Source organism: Acidovorax sp. WCS2018Noco2-16 (assembly GCF_031843945.1).
Taxonomy (GTDB): domain Bacteria; phylum Pseudomonadota; class Gammaproteobacteria; order Burkholderiales; family Burkholderiaceae_C; genus Paracidovorax.
Genome location: NZ_JAVTJJ010000002.1, coordinates 619413 through 645158, shown reverse-complemented (window position 1 = coordinate 645158; position 25746 = coordinate 619413). Strand labels below are relative to the sequence as shown.

At 67.4% G+C, this 25746-nt stretch carries 21 protein-coding genes; 8 read left to right on the top strand and 13 right to left on the bottom strand.

The features are described from left to right. Positions 1 to 22: 22 nt before the first annotated feature. Positions 23 to 583: a hypothetical protein gene (locus RQI28_RS08325; RefSeq protein ID WP_311223027.1), complete on the bottom strand. Its 561-nt coding sequence runs from the start codon at positions 581 to 583 to the stop codon at positions 23 to 25. 214 nt (positions 584 to 797) lie between these two features. Then, positions 798 to 968, bottom strand: a complete 171-nt coding sequence (locus RQI28_RS08320; protein ID WP_311223028.1) for a hypothetical protein — start codon at positions 966 to 968, stop codon at positions 798 to 800. Between the two features lie 217 nt (positions 969 to 1185). Here RQI28_RS08320 and RQI28_RS08315 point away from each other — a divergent pair, with 217 nt between their 5' ends. Next, a complete protein-coding gene (locus RQI28_RS08315; protein ID WP_311223029.1) occupies positions 1186 to 1512 on the top strand; it encodes a DUF1840 domain-containing protein in 327 nt (108 codons plus the stop codon). A 24-nt stretch (positions 1513 to 1536) separates the two neighbouring features. Here the strand turns inward: RQI28_RS08315 and RQI28_RS08310 are convergent, their stop codons facing one another. From RQI28_RS08310 to RQI28_RS08270, 9 genes are all read right to left on the bottom strand, one after another. After that, on the bottom strand, positions 1537 to 2520 hold the full coding sequence (locus tag RQI28_RS08310) for a Bug family tripartite tricarboxylate transporter substrate binding protein (protein WP_404976875.1): 984 nt from the start codon (positions 2518 to 2520) through the stop codon (positions 1537 to 1539). A 241-nt stretch (positions 2521 to 2761) separates the two neighbouring features. Beyond that, positions 2762 to 3751 (bottom strand): tripartite tricarboxylate transporter substrate-binding protein, encoded by a 990-nt coding sequence (locus tag RQI28_RS08305; protein ID WP_311223030.1) that lies wholly within the window; start codon positions 3749 to 3751, stop codon positions 2762 to 2764. A gap of 222 nt (positions 3752 to 3973) precedes the next feature. Next, positions 3974 to 5227 carry an AMP-binding protein gene (locus RQI28_RS08300; RefSeq protein WP_311223031.1) on the bottom strand — a complete coding sequence of 418 codons (1254 nt, stop codon included), beginning with the start codon at positions 5225 to 5227 and terminating at the stop codon, positions 3974 to 3976. 269 nt (positions 5228 to 5496) lie between these two features. Further along, a complete protein-coding gene (locus tag RQI28_RS08295; RefSeq protein ID WP_311223032.1) occupies positions 5497 to 6354 on the bottom strand; it encodes an ABC transporter ATP-binding protein in 858 nt (285 codons plus the stop codon). Positions 6355 to 6540: 186 nt separating this feature from the next. Beyond that, entirely contained in the window at positions 6541 to 7863 is a 1323-nt protein-coding gene (locus tag RQI28_RS08290; RefSeq protein WP_311223033.1) for an ABC transporter substrate-binding protein, read from the bottom strand. Between the two features lie 99 nt (positions 7864 to 7962). Further along, positions 7963 to 9027, bottom strand: a complete 1065-nt coding sequence (locus RQI28_RS08285; protein ID WP_311223034.1) for a branched-chain amino acid ABC transporter permease — start codon at positions 9025 to 9027, stop codon at positions 7963 to 7965. Positions 9028 to 9052: 25 nt separating this feature from the next. Next, complete coding sequence (locus tag RQI28_RS08280) at positions 9053 to 9982, bottom strand: branched-chain amino acid ABC transporter permease (protein WP_311223035.1); 930 nt, start codon at positions 9980 to 9982, stop codon at positions 9053 to 9055. Positions 9983 to 9999: 17 nt separating this feature from the next. Beyond that, positions 10000 to 10785, bottom strand: coding sequence for an ABC transporter ATP-binding protein (locus RQI28_RS08275; RefSeq protein ID WP_311223036.1), 786 nt, complete (start codon positions 10783 to 10785; stop codon positions 10000 to 10002). Positions 10786 to 10805: 20 nt separating this feature from the next. Further along, positions 10806 to 12755: an AMP-binding protein gene (locus RQI28_RS08270; RefSeq protein ID WP_311223037.1), complete on the bottom strand. Its 1950-nt coding sequence runs from the start codon at positions 12753 to 12755 to the stop codon at positions 10806 to 10808. A gap of 218 nt (positions 12756 to 12973) precedes the next feature. Here RQI28_RS08270 and RQI28_RS08265 point away from each other — a divergent pair, with 218 nt between their 5' ends. From RQI28_RS08265 to RQI28_RS08255, 3 genes are all read left to right on the top strand, one after another. Beyond that, complete coding sequence (locus RQI28_RS08265) at positions 12974 to 14638, top strand: AAA family ATPase (RefSeq protein WP_311223038.1); 1665 nt, start codon at positions 12974 to 12976, stop codon at positions 14636 to 14638. A 6-nt stretch (positions 14639 to 14644) separates the two neighbouring features. After that, on the top strand, positions 14645 to 15367 hold the full coding sequence (locus RQI28_RS08260) for a general secretion pathway protein GspB (protein WP_311223039.1): 723 nt from the start codon (positions 14645 to 14647) through the stop codon (positions 15365 to 15367). A 185-nt stretch (positions 15368 to 15552) separates the two neighbouring features. Beyond that, on the top strand, positions 15553 to 16365 hold the full coding sequence (locus tag RQI28_RS08255) for a Crp/Fnr family transcriptional regulator (protein WP_311223040.1): 813 nt from the start codon (positions 15553 to 15555) through the stop codon (positions 16363 to 16365). Here RQI28_RS08255 and RQI28_RS08250 read toward each other — a convergent pair. Next, positions 16355 to 18112 (bottom strand): methyl-accepting chemotaxis protein, encoded by a 1758-nt coding sequence (locus RQI28_RS08250; RefSeq protein ID WP_311223041.1) that lies wholly within the window; start codon positions 18110 to 18112, stop codon positions 16355 to 16357. The genes RQI28_RS08255 and RQI28_RS08250 overlap by 11 nt on opposite strands. A 280-nt stretch (positions 18113 to 18392) precedes the next feature. Here RQI28_RS08250 and RQI28_RS08245 point away from each other — a divergent pair, with 280 nt between their 5' ends. The 3 genes from RQI28_RS08245 to RQI28_RS08235 all read left to right on the top strand — a co-directional run bounded on the left by RQI28_RS08245 (position 18393) and on the right by RQI28_RS08235 (position 22629). Continuing rightward, on the top strand, positions 18393 to 19028 hold the full coding sequence (locus RQI28_RS08245; RefSeq protein ID WP_311223042.1) for a methylamine utilization protein: 636 nt from the start codon (positions 18393 to 18395) through the stop codon (positions 19026 to 19028). Continuing rightward, complete coding sequence (locus RQI28_RS08240; protein WP_311223043.1) at positions 19028 to 21385, top strand: EAL domain-containing protein; 2358 nt, start codon at positions 19028 to 19030, stop codon at positions 21383 to 21385. The genes RQI28_RS08245 and RQI28_RS08240 overlap by 1 nt, the downstream gene beginning before the upstream one ends. Positions 21386 to 21462: 77 nt before the next feature. After that, a complete protein-coding gene (locus RQI28_RS08235; protein ID WP_311223044.1) occupies positions 21463 to 22629 on the top strand; it encodes a pseudouridine synthase in 1167 nt (388 codons plus the stop codon). Positions 22630 to 22821: 192 nt separating this feature from the next. On the opposite strand, the gene aqpZ is transcribed toward RQI28_RS08235, so the two are convergent. Then, positions 22822 to 23523, bottom strand: a complete 702-nt coding sequence (gene aqpZ / locus RQI28_RS08230; protein WP_311223045.1) for an aquaporin Z — start codon at positions 23521 to 23523, stop codon at positions 22822 to 22824. A gap of 256 nt (positions 23524 to 23779) precedes the next feature. On the opposite strand from aqpZ, the gene htpG reads away from it, so the two are divergent. Continuing rightward, positions 23780 to 25738 (top strand): molecular chaperone HtpG, encoded by a 1959-nt coding sequence (gene htpG / locus RQI28_RS08225; RefSeq protein ID WP_311223046.1) that lies wholly within the window; start codon positions 23780 to 23782, stop codon positions 25736 to 25738. Positions 25739 to 25746: the final 8 nt, after the last annotated feature.

The window sequence follows — 25746 nt, the reverse complement described above, 5'->3', positions numbered from 1 at the left end:
CGCTGCTGCTGCCTGCGGGCGGCTACACCACCGCGTCGGATCGGATCACGATGGTTGCGAAGCCCAGGTGCTGCATGGTTTCGCGCAGGATCAGCAGCGTGGCGGCGAATGCGGCATCGCCCGGCAGGTTGCCGTGCGTGGCCGGCTGGCCCAGCGACACGGCCACCAGGCGCTCGAAGGTGCGCTCCACGGCGTCCAGCGTCAGCTGCATTTCAGGTTGGGCCTGCAGGCCCGCGGCGATGGCGACCTGGCGAATGCCCGAGTCGGCCGTGAAAAGCGCGGATTGATCGGCCAGCAACGGGCGCACCGGCATCACCGCTTCTTCCACCAGCGCGATGGCGGCTTCCAGCTCGGCCCCTGTGGGCGGCTGGTGCGAAAAGCACACCGCAGCCGTGGCCCGCGCACCGATGGGCAGCGAGCGCAGCACCCGCGCCTGCGGGCCGCTGCCGCTGGCCAGCGTGGTGTGCGCGCCGCCGATGCGCAGCGTGGTCACGGGCGTGCCGGCCAGCGGCCCGGCCTGCAGGGCGGCATACAGCGCTCCGGCATCATCAGCGGACAAGGGGGCGGGGGCTGTGGAAGGCATGGGGCGGTCCAATGGGCGGCGGTGGATGGGCGCATTGTGACGTGCGGCATTAACCGCACGGGCCGGCATCCTGTCAGCATTTGTCGCAGGCTGCTGGGCGTGGCGGCGCATGGGGGCCAACATGCCGGTTGCGCCCACAAAAAAGCCCTCTGCAAAGAGGGCTTCGGGTGCTGCGCTGGCGTGCGCCGGGGGACGGGCGCCAGAGCAAGCTGGCTTAGCCGCCCTTGTTGGAGCGCTTGCCGGGGTTCTTCTTGCTGCGCGTTGCCACGCCGCGCTCCAGGCTCACGCGCTGGCCACGGCCATGCGTGGGCAGGCTTACGCCGGGCAGGGGTTGAGGACGCGGGGTGCGCTTGCGGTCGGCTTCGGTAACGATCTTGTTGCCCATGATGGCTGCTCCTGCAGAGAAAAATTGGAAAAATGAAAAACGCGCTATTAGGCCATAGCCGGCGCGAGAAGGAGTCACCGCATTGCGCAGACCCCAGCGCTGATCGCCAAAAATACTGGCATGGCAGTCGCGGCGCAGTCCGACTGGCGGGTGGCTCTGGAGTCTCTATATTCGAGGCTTCAGCCCCTCACGCCGTCGCCAGGACGTGCATTTCCACATGCTCTACAAGTTCAAATCCCGTGCCACCGCCGACGTGATCATGCTGGAGGTCAACGGCCGGCAGCTGCTGCAGATCATCGGCAAGTCGCCCGACCCGCATGGCATCGTCACCGTGGCGCAGATTCCCGCCGCCCTGCAGGCGCTGGAGGCCGCCGTGGCTGCCGATGAAAGCCGGGGCAAGCCTGCCGGTGCCGATGGAGCCGCCGATGACGAAGAAGCCGATGGCGCCGATCGCGCCAACACCGTGCAGCTGCGCCAGCGCGCCGCGCCGCTCATGGACATGCTGCGCCGCAGTGCCTCTGAGGACGCCGACGTCACCTGGTGACCTCAGCGCCCGGGTGGGGCGGGTTCAGTCCACCTTGGCGCCTGATGCCTTCACTACGGCAGCCCACTTGCGGTGTTCCGCCTCAATGTGTTGCGTGAATTGGGCGGGCGAGTTGCCGCCGGGCAGGGCGCCCTGCGCCAGCAGCCGTTCCTTCACGGCGGGCGATGCGAGGGCCTTGGCCGTTTCCTGCTGAATGCGCATCACGATGTCGGCCGGCGTGCCGGCGGGCGCCAGCAGCCCGAACCACGAGCTGGCTTCGAACCCCTTGAGCGAAGGGCCGCCCGCTTCTTCCACCGTGGGCACGTCCGGCAGCGCGGAAGAGCGCTCGGCGCTGGTCACCGCCAGCGCCACGAGCTTGCCGCCTTTGATCTGCGCCATCGAAGACGGCAGGTTGTCAAACATCACGTCCATGTTGCCGCCCATCATGTCCAGCAGCGCCGGGCCGGAGCCGCGATACGGCATATGCAGCATGTAGGTGCCGGTCATGCTCTTGAACAGCTCTCCAGCCAGGTGAATCGACGTGCCGTTGCCGCTGGACGCCATGTTCAGCTTGCCAGGGTTCGCCTTGGCATAGCGGATGAAGTCCTGCACGTTGGCGATGCCCAGCGCCTTGGCTTTTTCCGCATTCATCTCCATCACGTTGGGCACCGCCGCCACCAGGGTGATGGGCGTGAAGTCCTTGATGGGGTCGTACGGCAGCTTGGCATACAGCGCCCGGTTGATGCCGTGCGTGCCCACGGTGCCCATCAGCAACGTGTAGCCGTCGGCGGGCGACTTGGCGACCAGCTCTGCGCCGATGTTGCCGCCCGCACCGCCCCGGTTGTCCACGATGAACTGCTGGCCGAAGGCTTTGGAGAGTTCGGGTGCGACCGAACGCGCGAGGATGTCGGTGGTGCCACCGGGCGCAAAGGGCACGACGATGCGCACCGGCTTGGTAGGCCAGCTCTGCGCCAGTGCGGGGCCGCTGGCCAGCGCCAAAGCCATGGCTGCGGCCGATAGCGCCGACATCGTCCGCCGGCGTGAGTGCGGCTTGGCAGTCGGCAAGGTGTGGGTGGTCAGGTTGTCTTGATTCGGCATACAGCGGGTCCTTCGCAAGAAGCTTCGGGGAAGCGTCTTTTGTACCGGCTGCGCAGGGTTTGCCGCGCTGGTGAAAACCCGCCGCACGGGCTGGTTAGCCCATGGAAAAAGCCGCCGGGCACCTATGCGCCCGGCGGCTTTTTGAACTGAACCGATGCGAGGAACGTGGGGATCAGTCCGCGTACGTGCCCGCAGCCTTGATGACCGTGCCCCACTTCTCGATTTCGGCCTGCACGAACTTCTTGTGTTCTGCGGGCTCGGTGCGCTTGTCGGTCGTCACCACGGCGCCCAGGCCTTCCTGCTTCTTGATGAACTCGGCGTCCTTCAGGGCGGCCTTCACGGCTTCGTTCAGCTTGGCCAGCACCGGGGCGGGCGTGCCCTTGGGGGCATACAGGCCGTGCCAGATCGTCACTTCGAAGTTGGGCACACCCGCTTCGGCCAGCGTGGGCAGATCTTTCAGCGACGGCGTGGTCAGGCGCTTGGCAGTGGTGACCGCGAACGCCTTGACCTTCTTGCCCTCGATCTGCGAGGTGGTGTTGGTCGTCTGGTCGCACATCAGGTCGATCTGGCCGCCGATCAGGTCGGTCATGGCCGGGGCCGTGCCCTTGTAGGAAATGGTGGTCATTTCCGTCTTGATGGCGTTCTGGAACATCAGGCCGCACAGGTGCGACGCAGCGCCCAGGCCGGCATTGCCCAGGTTGACCTTGCCCTTGTTCTGGGCGATCCAGGCCGTCAGTTCCTTGTAGTTGTTGGCCGGAATCGAAGGCTTGGCGATGAGCGTCATCGGCACGTCGTTGAGGATGCCCAGGTATTCGAAGTCCGTCGCCACGTTGAACGACAGCTTGCGATACAGCGAAGGCATCGTGGACATGGCGATGTGGTTGAGCAGCAGCGTGTAGCCGTCCGGCGTGGCGCGCGCCACCTTGGCCGTGCCGATGGAGCTGCCGGCGCCCACCGAGTTGTCGATCACCACACTGGCGCCACCCAGCGGCTTGCGCAGGGCCTCGGCCAGGTCGCGGGCCACGCGGTCGGTCGGGCCACCGGCGGCGAACGGCACCACGATGGTGATGGGGCGGTCCTTGGCGGGGAAGTCCTGTGCGAAAGCGCTGAAAGCCAGCGTGGCGGCAGCGGCGGTGACGGCGAATTTGAACGATTTTTTCATGATGCTCCTGGAAAAGACGCGCCATGATAGCCACCACATTTGCGCCGACATATCAAGGTATTCACTAGCTTCAAATGATCAGGTTCTTAAATGTTTTCGCCTGGTAGCGCTCGTATTCATTGGGCTTTTTGCTATTGAAAGAGGAGCTAGGGCTTTTGTAGTGCTTTCGTATTAGGCATGGCCCAGGCCGTGTTCGGTGGCAGGCGCCACCCGCTGCCGGATTCACCGATAACTGCGGGCGTCCTCGATGACGCGGCCGTCGTTGGGCAGGGTGCCGGGCGCCAGCAACTGCACCTCGGCGCGCAGCTTGGTCACGTCGCGCACGGCCGCTTCCAGCTGCTGCGCCAGGCCGCCGGCGGTCTCCAGCGTTTCCACCTGCAGCACCATCTGGTCGTTGGCCATCTCGCCGCTGACCACCAGGCGCGCGCGCTGCACCTGCGGAAACCGCTTGGCAACACTCGCCACCTGGCCCGGGTGCACGAACATGCCGCGCACCTTGGTGGTCTGGTCGGCCCGGCCCATCCAGCCCTTGATGCGGGTTTGGGTGCGGCCCGTGGGGCAGGGGCCGGGCAGCACGGCCGACAAATCACCCGTGCCGAAGCGGATCAGCGGGTAGTCGGGGTTGAGCGTGGTCACCACCACTTCGCCCACCTCGCCTTCGGGCACCGGGTCGCCGGTGCCGGGGCGCACGATCTCCACGATCACGCCTTCGTCCAGCACCAGGCCTTCGCGGGCGCTGGTCTCGTAAGCGATCAGGCCCAGGTCGGCCGTGGCGTAGCACTGGTAGCCGGCCACGCCGCGCTCGGCAAACCAGTCGCGCAGCGAAGGCGGAAACGCCTCGCCCGAAACAAGCGCTTTGGTCACGCTGGGCAGGCGCACGCCCATCGATTCGGCCTTGTCCAGAATGAGCTTCAAAAAGCTCGGCGTGCCGATGTAGCCGGCCGGCTGCAGCTCGGCCATGGCCTGCACTTGCTGCTCGGTTTGCCCGGTGCCCCCGGCGAATACCGTGCAGCCCAGCGCCTGCGCGCCGGTTTCCATCATGGAGCCGGCGGGCACGAAGTGGTAGCTGAAGCTGTTGTGCACCAGCTCGCCTGCACGAAACCCCGCAGCATGGATGGCCCGCGCCATGCGCCAGTAGTCGCGCCGCGTACCCTCGGGCTCGTAGATCGGGCCGGGGCTGGCGAACACGCGCGGCATGCCGGCGCCGAAGGCCAGCGCGCTGAAGCCGCCAAAGACGTTGCCCTGGGCCGCGCGCTGCGCCTGCTGGCGCTCCAGCAACTCATGCTTGCGCGTGACGGGCAGCTGCGCCAGCGCCGCCCGGCTGGTGACCTGCGACGCATCAACGCCCGCCAGGATCTCTGCAAACGCGGCGGAGTGTTGTTGCGCCTGCGCGATCTGCCCAGGCAGTGCGGCCAGCAACGCGGCCTCGCGCTCTGGCGGACTGCGGGTTTCCAGGGCGTCATAGAACGTGCTCATGCCTGGGGCTCCTGTGCGGTTTTTGAATGAAATCGGCCTCTAGCGCTTATCCATCAAGCGCAAGCAGCTATGAAATGAGGAGCAATGCCTTTGAAGCATTCTTTTGATGCCGGTGGCTGTAAAGGCGCACGTGCGTAACGACTGGCGCAGCCCCAAGCCAGGGCCACCGTGGAACTGGCTCCGCCAGGCCACCGGTGGCGTCCCCCTTCCCGCATCGCGCAGCGAGGCGAGAGAAGGGGGAAGGCGCGAAGCGCCACAGGGGGTTGTCATCAAGCCAACCAGCGCTTGCGCCGCTTGTAGCTCTTCACATCCTTGAAGCTGCGGCGCTCCCCACCGCCCATGCCCAGGTAGAACTCCTTGACGTCCTCGTTGGTCGCCAGGTCGGCCGCCTTGCCGTCCATCACCACGCGGCCGTTTTCGAGGATGTAGCCGTAATCGGCATTGCGCAGCGCCATGGAGGTGTTCTGCTCGGCCAGCAGAAAGGTCACCCGCTCCTTGGCGTTCAGGTCCTTCACGATGGCGAAGACCTCGTCCACGATCTGCGGCGCCAGGCCCATGGAGGGCTCGTCCAGCAGCACCATCTTCGGGCTGGCCATCAGGGCGCGGCCGATGGCGCACATCTGCTGCTCGCCGCCCGACGTATAGGCGGCCTGGCTGGTGCGCCGCGTCTTCAGGCGCGGGAAGTAGGCGTAGACCTTCTCCAGGTTGGCCGCCACTTCGGCGCGGTCGCGGCGGGTGTAGGCGCCCGTGAGCAGGTTCTCTTCGATGGTCAGGTGGGCAAAGCAGTGGCGGCCTTCCATCACCTGCACCACGCCGCGGTCGACCAGCGCGGCAGGCGTCAGCTGCTCGATGCGTTCGCCGCGCAGCGTGATGCTGCCCTTGGTGACCTCGCCGCGCTCGCCCGCCAGCAGGTTGGACACGGCCCGCAGCGTCGTCGTCTTGCCCGCGCCGTTGCCGCCCAGCAGCGCGACGATGGAGCCCTCGGGCACCGTCAGCGACACGCCCTTGAGCACCAGGATCACGTGGTTGTAGATGACCTCGATGCCGTTGACGACGAGCAGCGGCGCCGCGGCTTCGTCCGCTGGCGCGCCGGGCGTCGTATCGGCTGAAAGGGAGCTGTTGGGCATGCGGGCTCTCCGGGAACTACCTCCGCCGTGCTGTCGCAGGACGACGGAGATTGCTATTGAAAACATAGCTGCTTGCGCTTATGCATCAAGCGCTAGCGGCCAAAAAGGCTTGAAACCTGGGCCGGCCTGCGTCCGGCGCCGAGCGCCAAGGCTCGGTGCCGGACGGGTCAGCCCCTCATCACGCCATCAGCTGCATGAACGAGGCTTGACGTTCTTGTCCTTGGCGTACTTGGCCGAGAACTCCTTGACCAGCGGGTCGATGTGCGTCTTGTCGGCCTGGTACCAGTCGGACTTGATGTCCCACTTGCCGCCGTCCCACTGCACGATGCGCGCCCAGTCGCTGCCCATGTGGTTGCTGCAGGACGTCTTCACCGGCCGCATGATTTCGCCGAAGCCCAGGGCCTTCAGCTTGTCGGCGGTCAGGTCCAGGTTCTCGAAGCCCCAGCGCACCTGCTCGGGCGTGAGCACCTTGCCCTTGCCGTACTTCTCCTGCGCGGCGCGAATGGCTTCAACCTGCAGCATCGAGATCATCATGCCGCGCGTATGCGCCAGCGTGGCGATGCCGGTGGCCGCGCCCGTGCCCTGGCCCTTGTCGTAGACAAACTTCTTCAGGTCGTCGTGCACCTTGTCCTTGGCTGCGCTGTTGTGCACGGTGACGGCGTTGTAGCCCTTGGCGCCCGCGCCGATGTCCTTCACGTCATGGTCGGAGCCAGCCCACCAGATCGCGTAGATCTTCTCGCGCGGGTATCCGCTGGCCTGCGCCTCGCGAATGCCGGCGGGCGTCATCACGCCGGCCGACCAGAACAGCACGTAATCAGGCTTTTGCTGGCGGATCTGCAGCCAGGTGGACTTCTGCTCCACGCCGGGCGGCGTGACGGGGAACAGGCTGACCTCGAAGCCGTCGGCCGCAGCCTTTTTCTGCAAGAGCGGAATGGGCTCCTTGCCGTACGGGCTGTCGTGGTAGACGAGCGCGATCTTCTTGCCCTTCAGGCTGCCCTTTTCCTTCTTGGCGATGTCCTGCAGCATCACGTCGGCGGCGGTCCAGTAGGTGCCCAGCAGCGGGAAGTTCCACTCGAACACCGTGCCGTCCACCGACTGCGACAGGCCGTAGCCCATGGTCTCGACGGGGATCTTGTCCGCGAAGGCCTTGTCGGTAACCGCGAAGGTGATGCCGGTGGATTGCGTGTCAAAGCCCGAGGCGCCGCTGCCCTTGCCCTTGAGGCGTTCGTAGCACTCCACGCCCTTGGCCGCGTCGTAGGCGGTCTCGCACTCCTCGAAGGCGATCTTCACGCCGTTCACGCCGCCGTCGCGGGCGTTGACCAGCTTCAGATAGTCCTGCTTGCCGTCGGCCCACGGAATGCCCAGCGGCGCGAACTGGCCGGTGCGGTAGACCATCAGCGGCACGAACTGCTCGGCCGCGGCTTGCGCCTGCGCCGCCATCGGCATGAAGGCCGAGATGGCGGCGGCGCCGGCAGCGGTGGCCAGCGCGATTCTTTGCTTGAGTTGCATGGCTTTGTCTCCTAAGGGTGATGGCACCTGGGGTGCGCTTGTGGTGAATGAAGGACGGAACACGGACGCTGGAAGCAGTGAATGCAATGACCGCTGGGATCAATGCGGGAAAGGCCACAGCCGCAGCTTCTGCCGGGCGGTGGACCACAGCCGCGCCAGGCCGTGGGGTTCGACGATGAGAAAGAAGACGATGAGCGCGCCGAAGATCATGTGTTCCACATGCGTGGCAGTAGCTGTGGAAATCGGCAAGCCCAGCCAGTGCGGCACGTAGTTCAGCAACAGCGGCAGCAGCACGATGAAGGCCGCCCCGAAGAACGCGCCGGAGATCGAGCCCAGACCGCCGATGATCACCATGAAGAGCAGCTGGAACGAGCGCTCGATGCCGAACGCCGCCGGCTCCCACGAGCCCAGGTGCACAAAACCCCACAGCCCGCCCGCCACGCCCACGATGAAGCTGCTGACCGCGAAGGCCGAGAGCTTGGCGTACACCGGGCGGATGCCGATCACGGCAGCGGCCACGTCCATGTCGCGCATGGCCATCCACTCACGCCCGATGGCGCCGCGCACCAGGTTCTTGGACAGCAGCGCGAACACCGCAACGAAAGCCAGGCACAACAGGTACTTCTGCACTGGCGTCTGAATGGCAAAGCCCAAAATGTCCAGCCCGCCCACGCTGACCGAGCCGGACGAAGAGCCGTTGGTGACCCACTTCACGCGGTTGGTGAACCAGTCGGTGAAGAACTGCGCCGCCAGCGTGGCCACCGCCAGGTACAGCCCCCGGATGCGCAGGCTGGGAATGCCGAACAGCACGCCGAACACGGTGGCGGCCAGTCCGCCGCCCAGCAGCGCCAGCAACAGCGGCATACCGTCGATGCGCGCCTGCAGGTTGTAGGCCGCATAGGCGCCCACCGCCATGAAGGCGCCGGTCCCCAGCGATATCTGCCCGCAGTAGCCCACCAAAATGTTCAGCCCGATGGCGGCCAGCGACAGGATGAGAAAAGGCACGGCGACGGCGCGAAAGAAATAGTCGCTGCCGACCATCGGCACCAGCACGAAGGCCACGGCCAACAGGGCGAGGATGGCCCACCGGTCCTGCGCGACCGGGAACAGGCCCATGTCGGCGCGGTAGTTGCTCTTGAACTGGCCGTTCTCGCGGTAGAACATATTCTTTTGCTCCTATGTCACCGCGTCAGACGCGATCAATGATTTTGTCGCCGAACAAGCCTTGCGGCCTGATCAAGAGAAAGCCCAGCGCCAGCACGTAGGCAAACCAGTTCTCGATGCCGCCGCCCAGGAACGGGCCCAGGTAGATCTCCGAGAGCTTCTCGCCTACGCCGATCACCAGGCCGCCGACGATGGCGCCGGGCACCGAGGTGAGCCCACCCAGGATCACCACCGGGAAGGCTTTCAGCGCCACCAGCGAGATGGAGAACTGCACGCCCAGCTTGCTGCCCCAGATGATGCCGGCCACCAGCGCGACGATGCCGCCCACCGACCACACGATCACCCAGATGCGCGACAGCGGAATGCCGATGGACTGGGCGGCCTGGTGGTCGTCCGCCACGGCACGCAGCGCGCGGCCGGTGCGGGTCTTCTGGAAAAAGAGCGACAGCAGTGCCACCAGCATCGCGGCGATCAGCGCTGCGTAGAGGTCTTCCTTGGACAGCAGCAGGCCGCCTTCGAAGACGTTTTCCAGCACGATCATCGGGTCCTTGGGCATGCCCACGTCGATCTTGTAGGTGGAGCTGCCGAAGATCAGCTGGCCCGCTCCGTCCAGGAAGTACGTGATGCCCAGCGTGGCCATCAAAAGCGTGATGCCTTCCTGGTTCACCAGCCGGCGCAGTGCCAGGCGTTCCACCAGCCAGGCCACGCCGATCATGCAGAGCACGGCCGCGCAGAACGCCATCAGGTTGGCCAGCAGCAGGCTGTTGAAGCCCAGCCAGAGCGGGAACCACTCGGCGAAACGCGCCATGGCCAGTGCCGCGAACAGCACCATCGCCCCCTGCGCGAAGTTGAAGACGCCCGAGGCCTTGAAGATCAGCACGAAGCCCAGCGCGACCAGCGCGTAGAGCATGCCGGCCATGAGGCCACCGAACACGGTTTCGAGAAAGAATCCCATGCTTGTTGCTCCTGGTATCAGTGGCTTGCGCCGAGGTAGGCGCGGATGACGTCTTCGTTTTCACGCACCGCCTGCGGCGTGCCGTCGCCGATCTTCTTGCCGTAGTCCAGCACCACCACGCGGTCGGAGATGTCCATCACCACGCCCATGTCGTGTTCGATCAGCACGATGGTGGTGCCGAACTCGTCGTTCACGTCGAGGATGAAGCGGCACATGTCCTGCTTTTCTTCCACGTTCATGCCGGCCATGGGTTCATCGAGCAGCAGCACCTGCGGCTCCATCGCCAGAGCGCGCCCCAAATCCACGCGCTTTTGCAGGCCGTAGGGCAACTGGCCCACGGGCGCCTTGCGCCAGGCCTGGATTTCAAGAAAGTCGATGATGCGTTCGACCACTTCGCGGTGGCGGATCTCTTCGGCCACGGCCGGGCCCACGCGCAGGGCCTGCATCAGCAGGTTGCTTTTGATCTTCAGGTTGCGCCCGGACATGATGTTGTCCAGCACGCTCATGCCCTTGAACAGCGCCAGGTTCTGGAACGTGCGCGCCACGCCCATCTCGGCCACCTGGCGCGAGTTCATGTGCGAGAAGGTCTTGCCGCGGAAGGTGATGGAGCCGTCCTGCGGCGTGTACACGCCGTTGATGCAGTTGAGCATGCTGCTCTTGCCGGCGCCGTTGGGGCCGATGATGGAGCGGATCTCGTGCTCGCGCACGTCGAACGAGATGTCGGTCAGCGCCTTCACCCCGCCAAAGCGCAGGCTGATGTTGCTGACGTCGAGAATGACGTCGCCGATCTTCTTGGTGGTCATCTGCGGGTTCTTTCCTGGCGTCAGGCGGCGGCCCGGCGGGCGGGGGCGAAGGTCTTGGCGTCCATCAGGGCCAGGTCGGCGCTCACGCGGCCGGTGCGTCCGTCTTCGAACTTCACCTGCGTATCGATGAACTGCGTGGTGCGCCCGGCATACAGCGCATCCACCAGCACGCCGTATTTGTCGGCGATGAAGCCACGGCGGACCTTGTTGGTGCGTGTGAGTTCGCCGTCGTCGGCGTCCAGCTCCTTGTGCAGCACCAGGAAGCGGCTCACCTGGCTGCCCGCCAGCAGCTCGTCGGTGGCCAGGTCGGCATTCACCTTCTCGATGCAGTCGCGGATCAGGCCGTACACCTCGGGCTTGGAGGCCAGGTCGGTGTAGCCGGCGTAGGGCAGGTTGCGGCGCTCGGCCCAATTGCCCACGGCGTCGAAGTCAATGTTGATCAGCGCGCACACCTTCTCGCGGCCGTTGCCCAGCGCCACCACTTCCTTGATGTGCGGGAAGAACTTGAGCTTGTTCTCCACGTACTTGGGCGCAAACATGGCGCCGTCGTTGGCGCCACCATTAAGCCGGCCCACGTCCTTGATGCGGTCGATGATCTTCAGGTGGCCTTGCGCATCCAGAAAGCCCGCGTCGCTGGTGCGGTACCAGCCGTCTTCGGTCAGCACCTCGGCCGTGGCGGTGGGGTTCTTGTAGTACTCGCGCAGCAGGCCGGCCGACTTCACCAGGATCTCGCCGTTGTCGGCCACCTTGATCTCCACGCCGCGAATGGGCACGCCCACCGTGTCGGCGCGGGCCTGGTTGTCGGGCTGCAGGCACACGAACACGGCGGTTTCGGTGGAGCCGTACAGCTGCTTCAGGTTGATGCCGATGGAGCGGTAGAAGGTGAACAGGTCCGGCCCGATGGCCTCGCCCGCGGTGTAGGCCACGCGCACGCGGCTCAGGCCCAGCGTGTTGCGCAGCGGGCCATAGACCAGCAGGTTGCCTGCGGCGTACAGCGCCCGGTCCAGCAAGCCCACGCTCTGGCCGTCCTGCAGCGCGGGGCCCACGCGGCGGGCCAGCGCCATGCAGGCATGGAACAGGTGGCGCTTGAGGGCGCCAGCGTCTTCCATGCGGATCATCACGCTGGTCAGCAGGCCTTCGAAGACGCGGGGCGGCGCGAAGTAATACGTGGGGCCGACTTCTTTCAAGTCGATGGTCACGGTGGCGGCCGACTCGGGGCAGTTCACCACGTAGCCGCAGGCCAGCCACTGCGCGTAGCTGAAGATGTTCTGGCCGATCCAGGCCGGCGGTAGATAGGCCAGCACTTCTTCACTGCTGGTCAGGCGGTCGAATTCGGCGCCGGCCGTGGCGCGGTCGAGCAGTGTGGCGTGCGTGTGCACCACGCCCTTGGGGTTGCCGGTGGTGCCCGATGTGAAGAACATCGCGGCCACGTCCTGCGCCTGGGTGGCGGCCACGCGCTGGGCGAACCAGCCGCTCTCGCGCGCCAGCAGGGCCTTGCCGGATTCGACCAGCGCATCCAGCGCCTGCAGCCCGGGCTCGTCGTAGTTGCGCAGGCCGCGCGGGTCGTCGAAGAAGATGTGCGTGATCGCCGGGCACTGCTCGCGGATCTCCAGCAGCTTGTCGACCTGCTCCTGGTCTTCGACGATGCAAAAGCGCACTTCGGCATTGTTCAGCGGAAAGACGCATTCAGCCCCCACCGCGTCCTGATACAGCGGCACCGGAATGGCGCCCAGCGACTGCGCCGCGAGCATGGTGGCGTAGAGGCGCGGGCGGTTCGCGCCGATCACGACCAGATGCTCGCCGTGCGCCAGGCCTGCGCCGTGCAAGCCCGCTGCCAGCGTGGCCACCAGCTGGGCCAGGTCCGCCCAGGTGTGCGTCTGCCAGATGCCGTATTCCTTCTCGCGCAGCGCGGCGGCCGAAGGGCGCTCGGCAGCGTGGCGCAGCAGCAGTTGGGGGAATGTGGTGCTCATACCTCTCCTGAAGGATGGTGTGGCGGGGCGGGCAGCTTGTGGGCTGCAGGGAACGCCCCTTCAATGCAATGCATGGTAGGAAGCACTTTGACGCCGATATGTCTTTGTGACGACAATTTGCGGGAAACTCCTGACGGGTCTAACCCTGCACTGCGTTGCAGCAAGTTCCCGGCATGCCGCAGGGGCTGCCAGGCGGCAGGGCGGTATCCTCGCGCCCCATGTACGCCCCGTTCTTCGGTCTCCAGCACGCCCCGTTCTCCATCGCGCCAGACCCGCGCTACCTGTTCATGAGTGACCGCCACCGCGAGGCGCTGGCCCATCTGCTGTACGGGCTGGATGCGGGCGGCGGCTTCGTGCTGCTGACGGGCGAGATCGGCACCGGCAAGACCACCGTGTGCCGCTGCTTTCTGGAGCAGATTCCGGCGCACTGCAACGTGGCCTACATCTTCAATCCCAAGCTCACGGTGGGCGAGCTGCTGCGCTCCATCTGCGACGAATTCGGCGTGGCCCACGTGCCGGCCGTGCCGGGAGCGGAGACCGTCAAGGACTGCCTGGACCCGCTGAATGCCTTTTTGCTGGCGCAGCACGCGGCCGGCCGCAACAACGTGCTGATCATCGACGAGGCGCAGAACCTGGCGCCCGACGTGCTCGAGCAGCTGCGCCTGCTGACCAACCTGGAAACCAGCGAGCGCAAGCTGCTGCAGATCATCCTCATCGGCCAGCCCGAACTGCGCGGCATGGTCGCCAGCCCTTCGCTGGAGCAACTGGCCCAGCGCGTGATCGCCCGCTTTCACCTGGATGCGCTGACCGCGCAGGAAACCACGCAGTACATCGAGCACCGGCTGCGCGTGGCCGGCCTGGCCGGCCCGCTGCCCTTCGACCGCCGGGCGCTGCAACGCGTGCACCGGCTCACACGCGGCGTGCCGCGCCGCATCAACCTGCTGTGCGACCGTGCGCTGCTGGGCGCCTATGCGGCCGGCACGCACCACGTTACCGACACCACCGTGCGGCGTGCCGCGCGCGAGGTGTTCGGCGCCGCGCCTGCTGCCGCCACTGGTGACAAGGCCCGCGCAGCCGGAGCGGGCTCGCAACGCTGGCGCGCCGGTGCCGTGGGCGCCTTGGCCGGCGCCGCTGCGGTGGCCGCCGGCGTGTGGGCATGGCAATCGACGCGCAGCGTGCCGCCGCCCTCGCAAGCCGTCGCGCAAAAGGCAGCGCCAGCCAGCGCTGCAGCGGCGCCCGCTTCTGCGCCCGCAGTCGATCCGCTGGCGCCGTTCCTCGCCGCGCAGCCGTCGGGCGACGGGCCGGCCTGGCAGGCGCTGGCCACGGCCTGGGGTGCAGCGGCACTTGCCGAAAATGCCGACGCCTGCGCCGCGCTGCTGTCGCAAGCCGACCTGCGCTGCTGGCGCACGCCGCGCGCCAGCCTGAGCCTGGTGCGCCAGCTCGACCGGCCGGTGCTGCTGACGCTCTACCCCGGCGCCGACGCCGCCCCGGTGGCCGCCGTGCTGCGCACCCTGCAGGGCGACATCGCCACGCTGGAAGGCGCCGGGGGCCGCACCGTGCGCCTGCCGGTCACCGCGCTGGCGCAGGTCTGGCGGGGCGAGCTGGCCACGCTCTGGCGCGTGCCGGCCGACGTGCCCGACAGCGACGACGTGGCCGCCAACGCGGCCGGGGCCGCCTGGCTCGACAAACATCTGCCGGCCGCTGAGGTCGATGCCGCACGAACCCCGGCCCGCACTGGCGCACTGGCCGAGCGGCGCGCGCGCATTCACCGATTCCAGCTGGCCCAGGGCCTCACGCCCGATGGCAAGGCCGGGCCGCTGACCCTCATGCAGCTGAACCGCGCCGCTGGCGTCAACGAACCGCGCCTGCGCACCGGAGCCTGAAATACCATGTCGTACATCCTTGATGCGCTGCGGCGCGCCGAAGCCGAACGCGGGCGGGGCGCCGTGCCCGGCCTGCACTCTCCGGGGCTGTCGCCCGCCGGCGCGCAGGTGGCGGGGGCGCCCGAGCGGACGCGCGCCGTCACTGCCGCCCTGGTCGCCGTGGCCGCGCTGTTGGCTGCGGCGCTGGCGGCTGGCGCGATGTGGTGGTGGCAGCAGCCACGGGGCGGGGTGGTGGTGGCCGTGCCCTCCACCGCGCCTGCTGCCGCTGCGCCCGCGGCTGCCGCCAGTGCACCCGAGGTGGCCCTGGCGCCGCAGCCTGCGCCGGCCGCGCCCGCGGCAGTGACTCCAGCGCGCCCGGCCGAGCAAAAGCCCGAGCGCCGGGCGCCAGCGCCGGCTCCCGCTCCCGCCAGGGCCACGCCTGCGCCCACTGCTTCGCCATCGCCCTCGCCGGTCCAGGCCTCCAAGCCTGCCCCGCCCAAGGCGGCCACACCGGCCGGCACCGTCTTCTCGCCCGGCGACCTGCCGGCGTCGGTGCGCGAACAGCTGCCCATGCTGCAGATCGCCGGCGTCACCTATTCGTCCAACCCGCTGTATCGCATGGCCATCGTCAACGGCCAGGTGCTGCACGAAGGCGATGCGGCAGCGCCCGGCCTGACGCTGGAGCGGGTGGAGCAGGGACGCACGGTCTGGGCCTTCCAGGGCTACCGCTACGCCGTGCCGTCGAAGTAGGCTGCGCCGGCCTGGGCCGCTAAGTTTTAGGTCAAATCGGCCTCTAGCGCTTGATGGATAAGCGCTGACAGCTATCTATTTGATAGCTATCGCTGCGCGCGCTTATCCTCATCGTCATGGCAGCTGTCGGTGGTCGTGGTATTCCCGCATCCGGCAGCGGCGCATCCTGCGCCATGCTCAGGCGCATGAACCAGGACGTTTCCCTGCACCAGCGCCGCAGGCTCCCCACTGATCAGGATCTGGCCGGCATTCCGTGGCTGGCCGCGCTGCAGCCGGCCGAGCGCGAGCGCGCGGTCACCTCGCTGAGGGTGGGCGATGCACTGGTGGGCGACTATGTCTGCCGGCTGGGCCGCCCGGTCACCTACTGGTTCGGCGTGGTCGAAGGCCTGCTGAAGATGAGCACCGACAACGAGCAGGGCCAGACCATGACCTTTGCCGGCATGCCGCCCGGCGGGTGGTTCGGCGAAGGCACGGTGGTCAAGCGTGAACCCTACCGCTACAACGTGCGCGCGCTGCGCAAGAGCGTGGTGGCGGGGCTGCCGCTCGACACTTTCCACTGGCTGCTGGACCACTCCATCGGCTTCAACCGCTTCGTGATGGGGCAGCTCAACGAACGGCTGGCCCAGTTCATCGGCGCGCGCGAGATCGACCGCATGCCCAACACCGAGCTGCGCGTGGCGCGCAGCCTGGCGGCGCTGTTCAACCCGGTGCTCTACCCGGGCGTGGGCGAGGTGCTGCGCATCACGCAGCAGGAACTGGCGTACCTTGTGGGCCTGTCGCGCCAGCGTGTGAACGAGGCGCTGGCGGCGCTGGAGGTGCAGGGCGCCATTCGCGTGGAATACGGCGGCCTGCGGGTGCTCGATCTGACGGCGCTGCGCAGCGGAGCCTTTGCTCCGCTTCCCCCGGCGGCGGTGGCTGCAGGGGCTGCGCCGGCTGTCACACCGCAACGCCGGGCACGCCGCAGCGCTGTGCAGACCCGCGGGCCGGTCAGCGCGTGAGGGCGCGCGGGCGTGCCGCGGGCTGCCCGGCGCGCTGCAGGGCAGGGCGGTGAGCGGGCGCCGCGACCGGTGCCTGCAAGGTCTGCTGTGCTTGCAGCGCCTGCGGGTTCCACTCGTCGCGCCCAGCGCCGCCGTCCGCGCTGTTGCCGCCATCGCCCGGCTGACGCGACAGGCGGAACTGGCCCACCACGCGCGTCAGGCGCGCGGCTTGTTCCTTCAGGCTGTCGGCGGCGGCCGAGCTTTCTTCGACCAGCGCGGCGTTCTGCTGCGTCATGCTGTCGAGCTCGCCCACCGAATGGCTCACCTGCCCGATGCGCTCGCTCTGCGACTGCGCGGAGGCGGTGATCTCGCCCATGATGTCCGAGACGCGGCGCACCGACTCGACCAATTCCTGAAGGGTGGAGCCGGCCTGGCCCACCAGCGTGCTGCCCTGGTCGACATGCGTGCCGCTGGCCAGAATCAGGGCCTTGATCTCGCGTGCCGCGTCGGCCGACCGGCCCGCCAGCGCGCGCACCTCGCTGGCCACCACGGCAAAGCCCCGGCCCTGCTCGCCGGCGCGGGCGGCTTCCACGGCGGCGTTCAGCGCCAGGATGTTGGTCTGGAAGGCGATGCCGTCGATCACGCTGATGATGTCGCCGATCTTGCGCGAGCTGGCACTGATGGTGTTCATGGTGCCCACGACCTTCGACACCACTTCGCCGCTGCGCGTGGCCACGTCCGATGCCGAGGCCGTCATGCGGTGCGCCTGGCGCGATGCATCGGCGCTTTGCGTCACCGTCTGGGTCACGTCGCCCAGGGCCGATGCGGCCTCCTGCAAATTGCGCGAAGTGTGTTCGGTGCGCTGGCTCAAGTCGAGATTGCCAGACGCCACTTCGGCGCTGGCCACCAAAATGGAATCGGCCGTGGTGCTGATGTCGCCCACCAGCGTGCGCAGGCGCTCCTGCATGGCGGCAATGGCCTCCAGCAGGCGGCCGGTTTCATCGTGAATGCGCACCTCGACCTGCGAGGTCAAATCGCCCCGGGCGATGCGTTCGGCCACCACCACGGCGCGGCCCAGCGGCTGGGTGATGCTGCGCGTGGCGCGCCAGGCGATCACGCCGCCCAGCGCCATGGCCAGCACCACCAGCAGCGCGCTGGTGGTGCGCGCACGGCTCTGGGTGGCCTCGGCGGTGTCCACTACGGCGGTGTTCAACTGCTCCTGCAAATCCACCATCTTGCCCAGCTGCGTGCGCCAGGCCGCTTCCAGCGGCGCCACGCGCGTCATCAGCCCCAGCGACGCGCCCACGGTGTCGCCGTCGGTGATGGCCTTGAGAGCCGATTCGATCTCCGGGCGGGCCTTGCCGGCCAGCGCCTGAATGTCGGTGGCCAGCTGTTGTTCGGCCGGGGTGGCGGCGGCGTTCGCGCCTTCGCCCAGCAGCTTTTGCAGGCTGGCTTCGTCGCGTGCGTAGCGCTCCAGCGCCTGGGCTGCTCCAGCAATCTGGTCGGCCGCATGTTTGGGGTCGATCTCTGTCAGCATGGCGGCGGAGCGGCTGCGCAGGCCGACGGCGCTGACGCTGTCAAGCAGGCTGTTGACCAGGCGCGTCTTGGCTGCGCTGGTCGATGCGATGTACTGCATCTGCCCCTGCATCGTCGCCAGAGACCATTGGCCCACCAACGCAATCGCCAGAACCAGCAGCAAAATGCAGCCGAAGCCCCACCCCAGGCGCGTGGAGATCGACAGGGAGTTCAGGCGGGTTCTAACGGACATGGCGCGGGTTTCCTTGGAGCGTGGCGACGGCATGAGGAGAGCAAGATGGATGCCTGCGACCGGTTGCGAATGTTACAAATGAATGGCGCATAGCCTAGCGAGTTGTTAAAGACCTTTGGATTTCGCAGACCACCTCAGTCGATTTAAAGTGTGTTTCTTTGGGCGCCGTTGCTTTGATGTGTGCTATTGTTTTTATAGCTTTATCAGTAACGGCGCTGCCGTGAAAGCGCGGTTGATGTCGAATCTACACTCTGTGATTGTTACAAATAAAGGTCTTGCCATGCGACCGCTCGGCCGCATAGGCCGGCTTTTGGCTGACTTTCTGATCCTCGGAATCTTTGCCTTGGCGAGCCTGTGTGCCGGCGCCGCCACGGTGCAGGTGACGGTACAGGACGGGGCGGGCAAGCCATTGCCGGGCGCTGTGGTGTTTCTCGACTCGCCCGAGGCCAAGCGCATGGTCCGGCCGCTGGCCGACGCCGAGATGGGCCAGCAGAACCTGCGCTTCACGCCCGAGGTGCTGGTGGTGCCGGTGGGCACGGCGGTGCGGTTCCCCAATCGCGACACGGTGCGGCACCACGTCTATTCGTTTTCTCCAACCAAGAAATTCGAGCTCAAGCTGTACGCCGGCGTGCCGGCCAACCCGGTGCTGTTCGACCAGGTGGGCGTGGCGGTGCTGGGCTGCAACATTCACGACCAGATGGTGGGCTGGGTGATGGTGGTGGACACGCCCTATTACGCACAGAGCGCCGCGCCCGCGGGCAGCGCGCAGATCGACAAGGTGCCGGCAGGCAGCTACCAGCTACGCGTGTGGCACGCCAGCCTGCCCATGGGGGCGGCGGCCCATGGCCAGGCACTAACGGTGGCCGATGCCGGCGGCGCGCCCGTCGTCGTGCGGCTGGCCGGAGCGAGGCCCTGATGCGGCTCGCCTTGCCGCGCAGCCTCATTGGCCGGCTGGTCGGCCTGTCGCTGCTGCTGCTGCTCAGCGTGCAGCTGGCAGGGTTCGCGGTGGTGCGCGCCACCATCGACCGCAATGCCCGCATGCAGATCGATGCCGCGCTGGACGGCGACGTGCGGGCCTGGCAGCGGGTGCTGGAACACAACGCCGAGCGACTGCAGCAGGGCGCGGCACTGCTGGCGGCCGATTACGGTTTTCGCTCGGCCGTGCTGTCGGGCGACGTGGACACCATGCAGTCGGTGCTGGAGAACCACGGCAAGCGCATCGGCGCCGCCGTGTCGGCACTGCTGGACACGCAGATGTCGCTGGTGTCAGCCAATGTGAGGGGCGGCGCGGGCGACTACGAGGTCGCCCTGGGCCAGGCGGTGCCGCTGCTGACGTCGGGCTCCCGGCAGGACAGCCGTATCTTGGTGGTGGGCGGCGTGCCGTACCAGTTCGTGATGGTGCCCATGCGCGCGCCCTTGCTCATCGGCTGGGTGTTGATGGGCTTTCCGATCAGCCAGGCCCAGGCCATCGAGCTGCAGCAGCTGCGCTCGGCCGACGTGGCCGTGCTGGTGACTGCCGCCGACGGCAGCAACACGGTGCCGGTCAGCAGCCTGCCCGGCGCAGTGGTGGACGAATTGCGCCGCACAGGTGCCGTGCAGGAACTGCAGACCGACAAAGGGGCCTTGCTGGGCCGCGCCGTGCCCATGGACAGCCTGGGCGGCCAGGTGCAGGCCGTGATCCTGCGCTCGGTGAACGAAGTCGTCGCACCCTATCGGCGACTGCAGGTGCTGCTGGGCGTCATCACGCTGGCCGGCGTGCTGCTGTTTGCCGCCGCCAACGGCTGGATGGCCCACCGCCTGACGGTGCCGCTGCGCTCGCTGATCGCGGCCACGCAGCGCATGTCGCACGGCAACTACGCGGTGCCTATGGGTTACACCGGGCGCAAGGACGAGATCGGCAACCTGGCGCGTGCGTTCGATCGCATGCGGCTGGACATCGCCGGGCAGCAGGCCGAAATCCACCGGCTGGCGCATACCGACCGCCTGACCGGCCTGCCCAACCGGGAGCACTTTCGCGCGCTGTTGATGCAAGCCCTCGAGTCCGGCGGACAGACCGGGCCGCTGGCCGTGCTGTCGCTCAACCTGGACCGGTTCAAGCACGTCAACGGCGTGCTGGGCTACGCCACGGGCGACCGGCTGCTGCAGGCCGTGGCCGAGCGCATCGGCAGCCAGGCCCGGTCGGTCGACGACGTCGTCGCGCGCCTGGGCGGCAATGCCTTCGCCATGCTGCTGCCCGGCGCCGGGCCGGACGAAGCGGCAGCCATTGCCCAGCGCATCTCGCGCGCGCTCGAAACCCCGCTGGCCTTCGGCGACCAGACGCTCGATGTGAGCGCCGGCATCGGCATGGCCTGCTGGCCCGGCCCAGCCGCCGACGCAGACACCCTGCTGAGCCACGCCGAGATCGCCATGTACGCGGCCAAGCAACGCCTGAGCGGCGCGCTGCACTACGACACCGCGATGGACTCGTCGAGCCCGCAAAGCCTGTCGATGCTGACCGAGCTGCGCCGCGCCGTGGACCATGGCGAGCTGCGGCTCTTTTTGCAGCCCAAGGTGGCGCTGAACGGCCCGCCCGGCTGCGCGGCCGAGGCGCTGGTGCGCTGGCAGCACCCCGACCGCGGGCTGGTGCCGCCGATGCTGTTCATTCCGTTTGCCGAGCAGACCGGCTTCGTGCGCCAGCTCACGCTCTGGGTATTCGGCGAAGTGGTGCGCCTGCTGGCCGACCCTGTCGTGCGCGCCACCGGGCTGCGGGTGTCGGTGAACCTGTCCACCCGCGACCTGCTGGACCCGGAGCTGCACCACAAGCTCAGCGCGCTGCTGACGCTGCACGGCGTGGCCGCCGAGGCGTTCTGCCTGGAGATCACCGAGAGCGCCATCATGGACGACCCGCAGCGCGCCGAAGCCATGCTGAACCGGCTCTCGGAGCTGGGTTTTCGGCTGTCCATCGACGACTTCGGCACCGGCTATTCGTCGCTGGGCTACCTGCGGCGCCTGCCGGTCGATGAGCTGAAGATCGACAAGTCGTTCGTGATGGGCATGGCGTCCGCCGACGGCGATGCGCAAATCGTGCGCTCGACCATCGACCTGGCTCACAACCTCGGCCTGTCGGTAGTGGCCGAAGGCGTGGAGACCGAAGAAGTGCTGCAGCGCCTCAAAGGCCTGGACTGCGACGACGCGCAGGGCTACTTCATCAGCCGGCCGCTGCCGGTGAGCGAGTTTCTGGCCTGGCTGGCGCGCACGCATGCCGCAATGCCGGCCTTGCAGCCGGTGGCCTGAGCGCCTGCGCGGCCCCTGGCGACGGCCTCAGTTGTCGCGCAGGCTCGCAGGGCGTGCAGGCGCGAGACAATAGCGGCATGTCTGACACGCCGCCCTCCCGTCCTCCTTCCGGCTCCGCCCCCCGTTCGAGCGCCGATCCGCTCCGCTCTGCAGACGGCGCGGCCAGCCCGCCTGCCCGCCCCACGCTGCGCCGCCCCGAAGGCGCGCCGCCCGCCGTGCCCCCCGCACGCCGGGCTGCCACGCCAGCGCCACGCCCACCGGCCGCTCCGCGCCCGCCTGCTGGCGCGCGTTCTGCTGCCGGCGGCGGCGGCGGCGGCGGCGGCGGTCGCCCGCCCGCCGGCGGGCGGGCGAACGTGTCGGGCGCGCCGTCTCCGTCTCAACCTGGCTGGCGCGCCGGGCCGTCGTCTCCATCTGCTTACTCACCGGCACGCGGCCCCGGCCCCCGCGCCGTGCCCGCTACGGCCGCGGCGCCGCGCGCTGCGCAGGCGGGCGACACCATGCGGCTGAACAAGCGCATGGCCGAGCTGGGCCTGTGTTCGCGGCGCGAGGCCGACGACTGGGTGGCCCTGGGCTGGGTGCGCGTGAACGGCGAGTTGGCCGTCATGGGCCTGCAGGTGACGGCGACCGACCGCATCGAGGTGGACCCGCAGGCGCGCGGCCAGCAGGAGCGGCAGGTCACCATCCTGATGCACAAGCCCATGGGCTATGTGAGCGGCCAGGCCGAGGACGGCCACACCCCGGCCGTGGCGCTGATCAACCCGCGCACGCACTGGCGCGAAGACCCGAGCGGGCTGCGCTTCACGCCACCGCACCTGCGCGGGCTGGCGCCCTGCGGCCGGCTGGACATCGACTCCGTCGGCCTCTTGGTGATGACGCAGGACGGCCGCGTGGCGCGCCAGCTGATCGGCGAGAACTCCGACGTGGACAAGGAATACCTGGTACGCGTGCAGTACGGCGATGTGGCCATCGACGTGCAGGGCGCGTTCCCGGCCGAGCAACTGGCGCGGTTGTGCCACGGCCTTTCGCTGGACGGCCAGCCGTTGCGGCCCGCCAAGGTGGACTGGCAGAACCCCGAGCAGTTGCGCTTCGTGCTGAACGAGGGCAAGAAGCGTCAGATCCGCCGCATGTGCGAGCAGGTTGGGCTGAAAGTGGTGGGCCTCAAGCGCATCCGCATCGGGCGCGTGGTGCTGGGCAACCTGCCCGTCGGGCAGTGGCGCTACCTGGGGCCGAACGAGCAGTTCTGATCAAAAAAGAGAGCTGGCAGCGCTTGCCCTGTAAGCATTTCACAGGGTTTTGTATGGGAAACGCCCACCTGTAGAGCGCTGTCAGCTATCCATTGCATAGCGAATGAACCCGGCGGCCACTGGAGGCGCCTCGTAGTCGAAACGCCATCGGCCCGTGCGGGCCGCAGGCGACCGAATGAGAATCGAAAAGCGTCAGTCGTCGGACAGCAGCCATTGGTAGATCGCCGCACCGATGAGCGCGCCGGCAATCGGCGCAGCCCAGAACAGCCAGAGTTGCGACAGGGCGACCTCGGGTCCGAACAACGCGGGGCCGGTGCTGCGGGCCGGGTTGACCGATGTGTTGGTGACCGGAATGGAGATCAGGTGGATGAGGGTGAGCGCAAGACCGATGGCCACTCCGCCAAAGCCCTCTGCCGCGCGCCGTGCGGTGGCGCCCAGAATCACCAGCAGGAAGACGGCGGTCAGCACGACCTCGGTGATCAGCGCGGCGCTCAGGCTGTAACTGCCGGGCGAGTGCGCGCCGTAGCCGTTGGTGGCAAAGCCGCCCAGGTCGGCGTCTGGCTTGCCGGTGGCGATCAGGTACAGCAGGCCGGCTGCAGCGATGGCGCCCAGCACCTGCGCGGCGATGTAGCCGGGCAGTTCTGCAGCCCGAAAGCGTCCGCCCAGCGCCAGCCCGATGGAGACGGCCGGGTTGAAATGTCCGCCAGAGATGGGCCCGAAGGCATAGGCGCCGGTCAGCACCGTCAGGCCAAAGGCCAGCGACACGCCCAGCAGGCCGATGCCCCATTGCGGGAACGCGGCCGCCAGCACGGCGCTGCCGCAGCCGCCGAAGGTCAGCCAGAAAGTGCCGATAAATTCGGCGGTCCATTTTTTGATGTTGCTTTGGCTGCCCATGGCGCCCCTCCTGTTGCTTGTGGGTATGAGTGGATGCAAAAAGCCCGCAACGACAACGTCGGCGGGCTCTGCGCCATCTTAGGAAGGGAAACGGAGAGTAGAGGCCGTGGAATGTGAACAATGCTGCCCTCGTCCGTGGCAGCGGCGGCCGGGTTGCCTGGCCGAGCCTCTCGAAGCTTCTTGATAATGGCGGCCCCGCCCCGACATGAGCGGGCATCGTTATTTTTTGTGAACCTGTTCCAGTCAGACATCCACCATGAGCAAGCAAACCCATTCCTTCCAGGCCGAAGTGGCGCAACTGCTGCACCTGGTCACGCATTCGCTGTACTCCAACCAGGAAATCTTCCTGCGCGAGCTGATCTCGAATGCGTCCGACGCGTGCGACAAGCTGCGCTTCGAGGCGCTCAATGACGGCACGCTGTACGAAGACGCGCCCAACCTCGAAGTGCGCGTGGCCTTCGACAAGTCCGCCAAGACGCTCACCATCACCGACAACGGCATCGGCATGAGCGAGCAAGAAGCCATCGACCACTTGGGCACCATCGCCAAGAGCGGCACCAAGGACTTCATGGGCAAGCTCTCGGGCGACCAGAAGGCCACCGCGTCCGAGCAGGGCCAGCTGATCGGCCAGTTCGGCGTGGGCTTCTATTCGGGCTTCATCGTGGCCGACAAGATCACGGTGGAATCGCGCCGCGCGGGCGCGCCGGCGAGCGAAGGCGTGCGCTGGATCAGCGGCGGCACGGGCGACTTCGAGGTGGAGACCATCACCCGCGCGCAACGCGGCACCAGTGTCATCCTGCACTTGCGCGACGACGCCGAAGAGTTCCTGAATGCCTGGAAGCTCAAGTCCGTCATCGCCAAGTATTCCGACCACATCAGCCTGCCCATCCTGATGGAAAAGGAAGAGTGGAAAGAGGGTGAAAACGACCAGCCCGGCGAGATGGCCAAGACCGGCGAGTGGGAAGCCGTCAACAAGGCCAGCGCGCTGTGGACGCGCCCCAAGAAGGACATCACGGGCGAGCAGTACCAGGAGTTCTACAAGGCCATCAGCCACGACCACGAGAACCCGCTCACCTGGAGCCACAACCGCGTGGAAGGCAACACTGAATACACGCAGCTGCTCTACATCCCGGCCAAGGCGCCGTTCGATCTGTGGAACCGCGACAAGAAGGCGGGCGTGAAGCTGTATGTGAAGCGCGTCTTCATCATGGACGACGCCGAGGCGCTGATGCCCACGTATTTGCGCTTCGTGAAGGGCGTGATCGACTCCAGCGATCTGCCGCTGAACGTGAGCCGAGAGCTGCTGCAGGAAAGCCGTGACGTGCGCGCCATCCGTGAGGGCTCGACCAAGCGCGTGCTGTCGATGCTGGAAGACCTGGCCAAGCACGACCAGCACACGGCAGGTGAGGGCGCTGATGGCGTGACCGACGTGGTGAGCGACGAAGACAGGGCCAAGGAAGGCAAGTACGCGCAGTTCTACGCCGAGTTCGGTGCGGTGCTCAAGGAAGGCCTGGGCGAAGACTTCGGCAACCGCGACCGCATCGCCAAGCTGCTGCGCTTCCCGTCCACCACCACGGACAGCCCCACCGTCTCGCTGGCCGACTACAAGGCCCGCATGAAGGAAGGCCAGGAGACCATCTACTACATCACCGCCGACACGCTGGCCGCTGCCCGCAACAGCCCGCAGCTGGAAGTGTTCAAGAAGAAGGACATCGAAGTGCTGCTGATGGCCGACCGCGTGGACGAGTGGGCGCTGAACTACCTGCAGGACTTCGACGGCACGCCATTGCAGTCTGTTGCCAAGGGCGCGGTCGATCTGGGCACGCTGCAGGACGAGGCCGAGAAGAAGGCTGCCGAAGAAGCAGCGGAGAGCTTCAAACCCCTGCTGGCGCAATTGAAGGAAGCCCTGAAGGACAAGGCCCAGGACGTGCGCATCACCACCCGACTGGTCGATTCACCGGCCTGCCTGGTGACCAGCGACGACGGCATGAGCACGCAGCTCGCGCGCCTGCTCAAGCAGGCCGGCCAGCAGGCGCCCGACACCAAACCCGTGCTGGAAGTGAACCCCGACCACGCGCTGGTCAAGAAGCTCGAAGGCAGCGTGCACTTTCACGACCTGGCGCACATCCTGTTCGACCAGGCGCTGCTGGCCGAAGGCGGCCTGCCGGAAGACCCGGCTGCCTACGTGAAGCGGGTCAACGCGCTGCTGGCCTGAGCGTGGGG

Bases quoted from the DNA above. Each gene is read 5' to 3' on its own strand.
- RQI28_RS08325 (WP_311223027.1), bottom strand. From the start codon at position 583: ATGCCTTCCACAGCCCCCGCCCCCTTGTCCGCTGATGATGCCGGAGCG.
- RQI28_RS08320 (WP_311223028.1), bottom strand. From the start codon at position 968: ATGGGCAACAAGATCGTTACCGAAGCCGACCGCAAGCGCACCCCGCGT.
- RQI28_RS08315 (WP_311223029.1), top strand. From the start codon at position 1,186: ATGCTCTACAAGTTCAAATCCCGTGCCACCGCCGACGTGATCATGCTG.
- RQI28_RS08310 (WP_404976875.1), bottom strand. From the start codon at position 2,520: ATGTCGGCGCTATCGGCCGCAGCCATGGCTTTGGCGCTGGCCAGCGGC.
- RQI28_RS08305 (WP_311223030.1), bottom strand. From the start codon at position 3,751: ATGAAAAAATCGTTCAAATTCGCCGTCACCGCCGCTGCCGCCACGCTG.
- RQI28_RS08300 (WP_311223031.1), bottom strand. From the start codon at position 5,227: ATGAGCACGTTCTATGACGCCCTGGAAACCCGCAGTCCGCCAGAGCGC.
- RQI28_RS08295 (WP_311223032.1), bottom strand. From the start codon at position 6,354: ATGCCCAACAGCTCCCTTTCAGCCGATACGACGCCCGGCGCGCCAGCG.
- RQI28_RS08290 (WP_311223033.1), bottom strand. From the start codon at position 7,863: ATGCAACTCAAGCAAAGAATCGCGCTGGCCACCGCTGCCGGCGCCGCC.
- RQI28_RS08285 (WP_311223034.1), bottom strand. From the start codon at position 9,027: ATGTTCTACCGCGAGAACGGCCAGTTCAAGAGCAACTACCGCGCCGAC.
- RQI28_RS08280 (WP_311223035.1), bottom strand. From the start codon at position 9,982: ATGGGATTCTTTCTCGAAACCGTGTTCGGTGGCCTCATGGCCGGCATG.
- RQI28_RS08275 (WP_311223036.1), bottom strand. From the start codon at position 10,785: ATGACCACCAAGAAGATCGGCGACGTCATTCTCGACGTCAGCAACATC.
- RQI28_RS08270 (WP_311223037.1), bottom strand. From the start codon at position 12,755: ATGAGCACCACATTCCCCCAACTGCTGCTGCGCCACGCTGCCGAGCGC.
- RQI28_RS08265 (WP_311223038.1), top strand. From the start codon at position 12,974: ATGTACGCCCCGTTCTTCGGTCTCCAGCACGCCCCGTTCTCCATCGCG.
- RQI28_RS08260 (WP_311223039.1), top strand. From the start codon at position 14,645: ATGTCGTACATCCTTGATGCGCTGCGGCGCGCCGAAGCCGAACGCGGG.
- RQI28_RS08255 (WP_311223040.1), top strand. From the start codon at position 15,553: ATGAACCAGGACGTTTCCCTGCACCAGCGCCGCAGGCTCCCCACTGAT.
- RQI28_RS08250 (WP_311223041.1), bottom strand. From the start codon at position 18,112: ATGTCCGTTAGAACCCGCCTGAACTCCCTGTCGATCTCCACGCGCCTG.
- RQI28_RS08245 (WP_311223042.1), top strand. From the start codon at position 18,393: ATGCGACCGCTCGGCCGCATAGGCCGGCTTTTGGCTGACTTTCTGATC.
- RQI28_RS08240 (WP_311223043.1), top strand. From the start codon at position 19,028: ATGCGGCTCGCCTTGCCGCGCAGCCTCATTGGCCGGCTGGTCGGCCTG.
- RQI28_RS08235 (WP_311223044.1), top strand. From the start codon at position 21,463: ATGTCTGACACGCCGCCCTCCCGTCCTCCTTCCGGCTCCGCCCCCCGT.
- aqpZ (WP_311223045.1), bottom strand. From the start codon at position 23,523: ATGGGCAGCCAAAGCAACATCAAAAAATGGACCGCCGAATTTATCGGC.
- htpG (WP_311223046.1), top strand. From the start codon at position 23,780: ATGAGCAAGCAAACCCATTCCTTCCAGGCCGAAGTGGCGCAACTGCTG.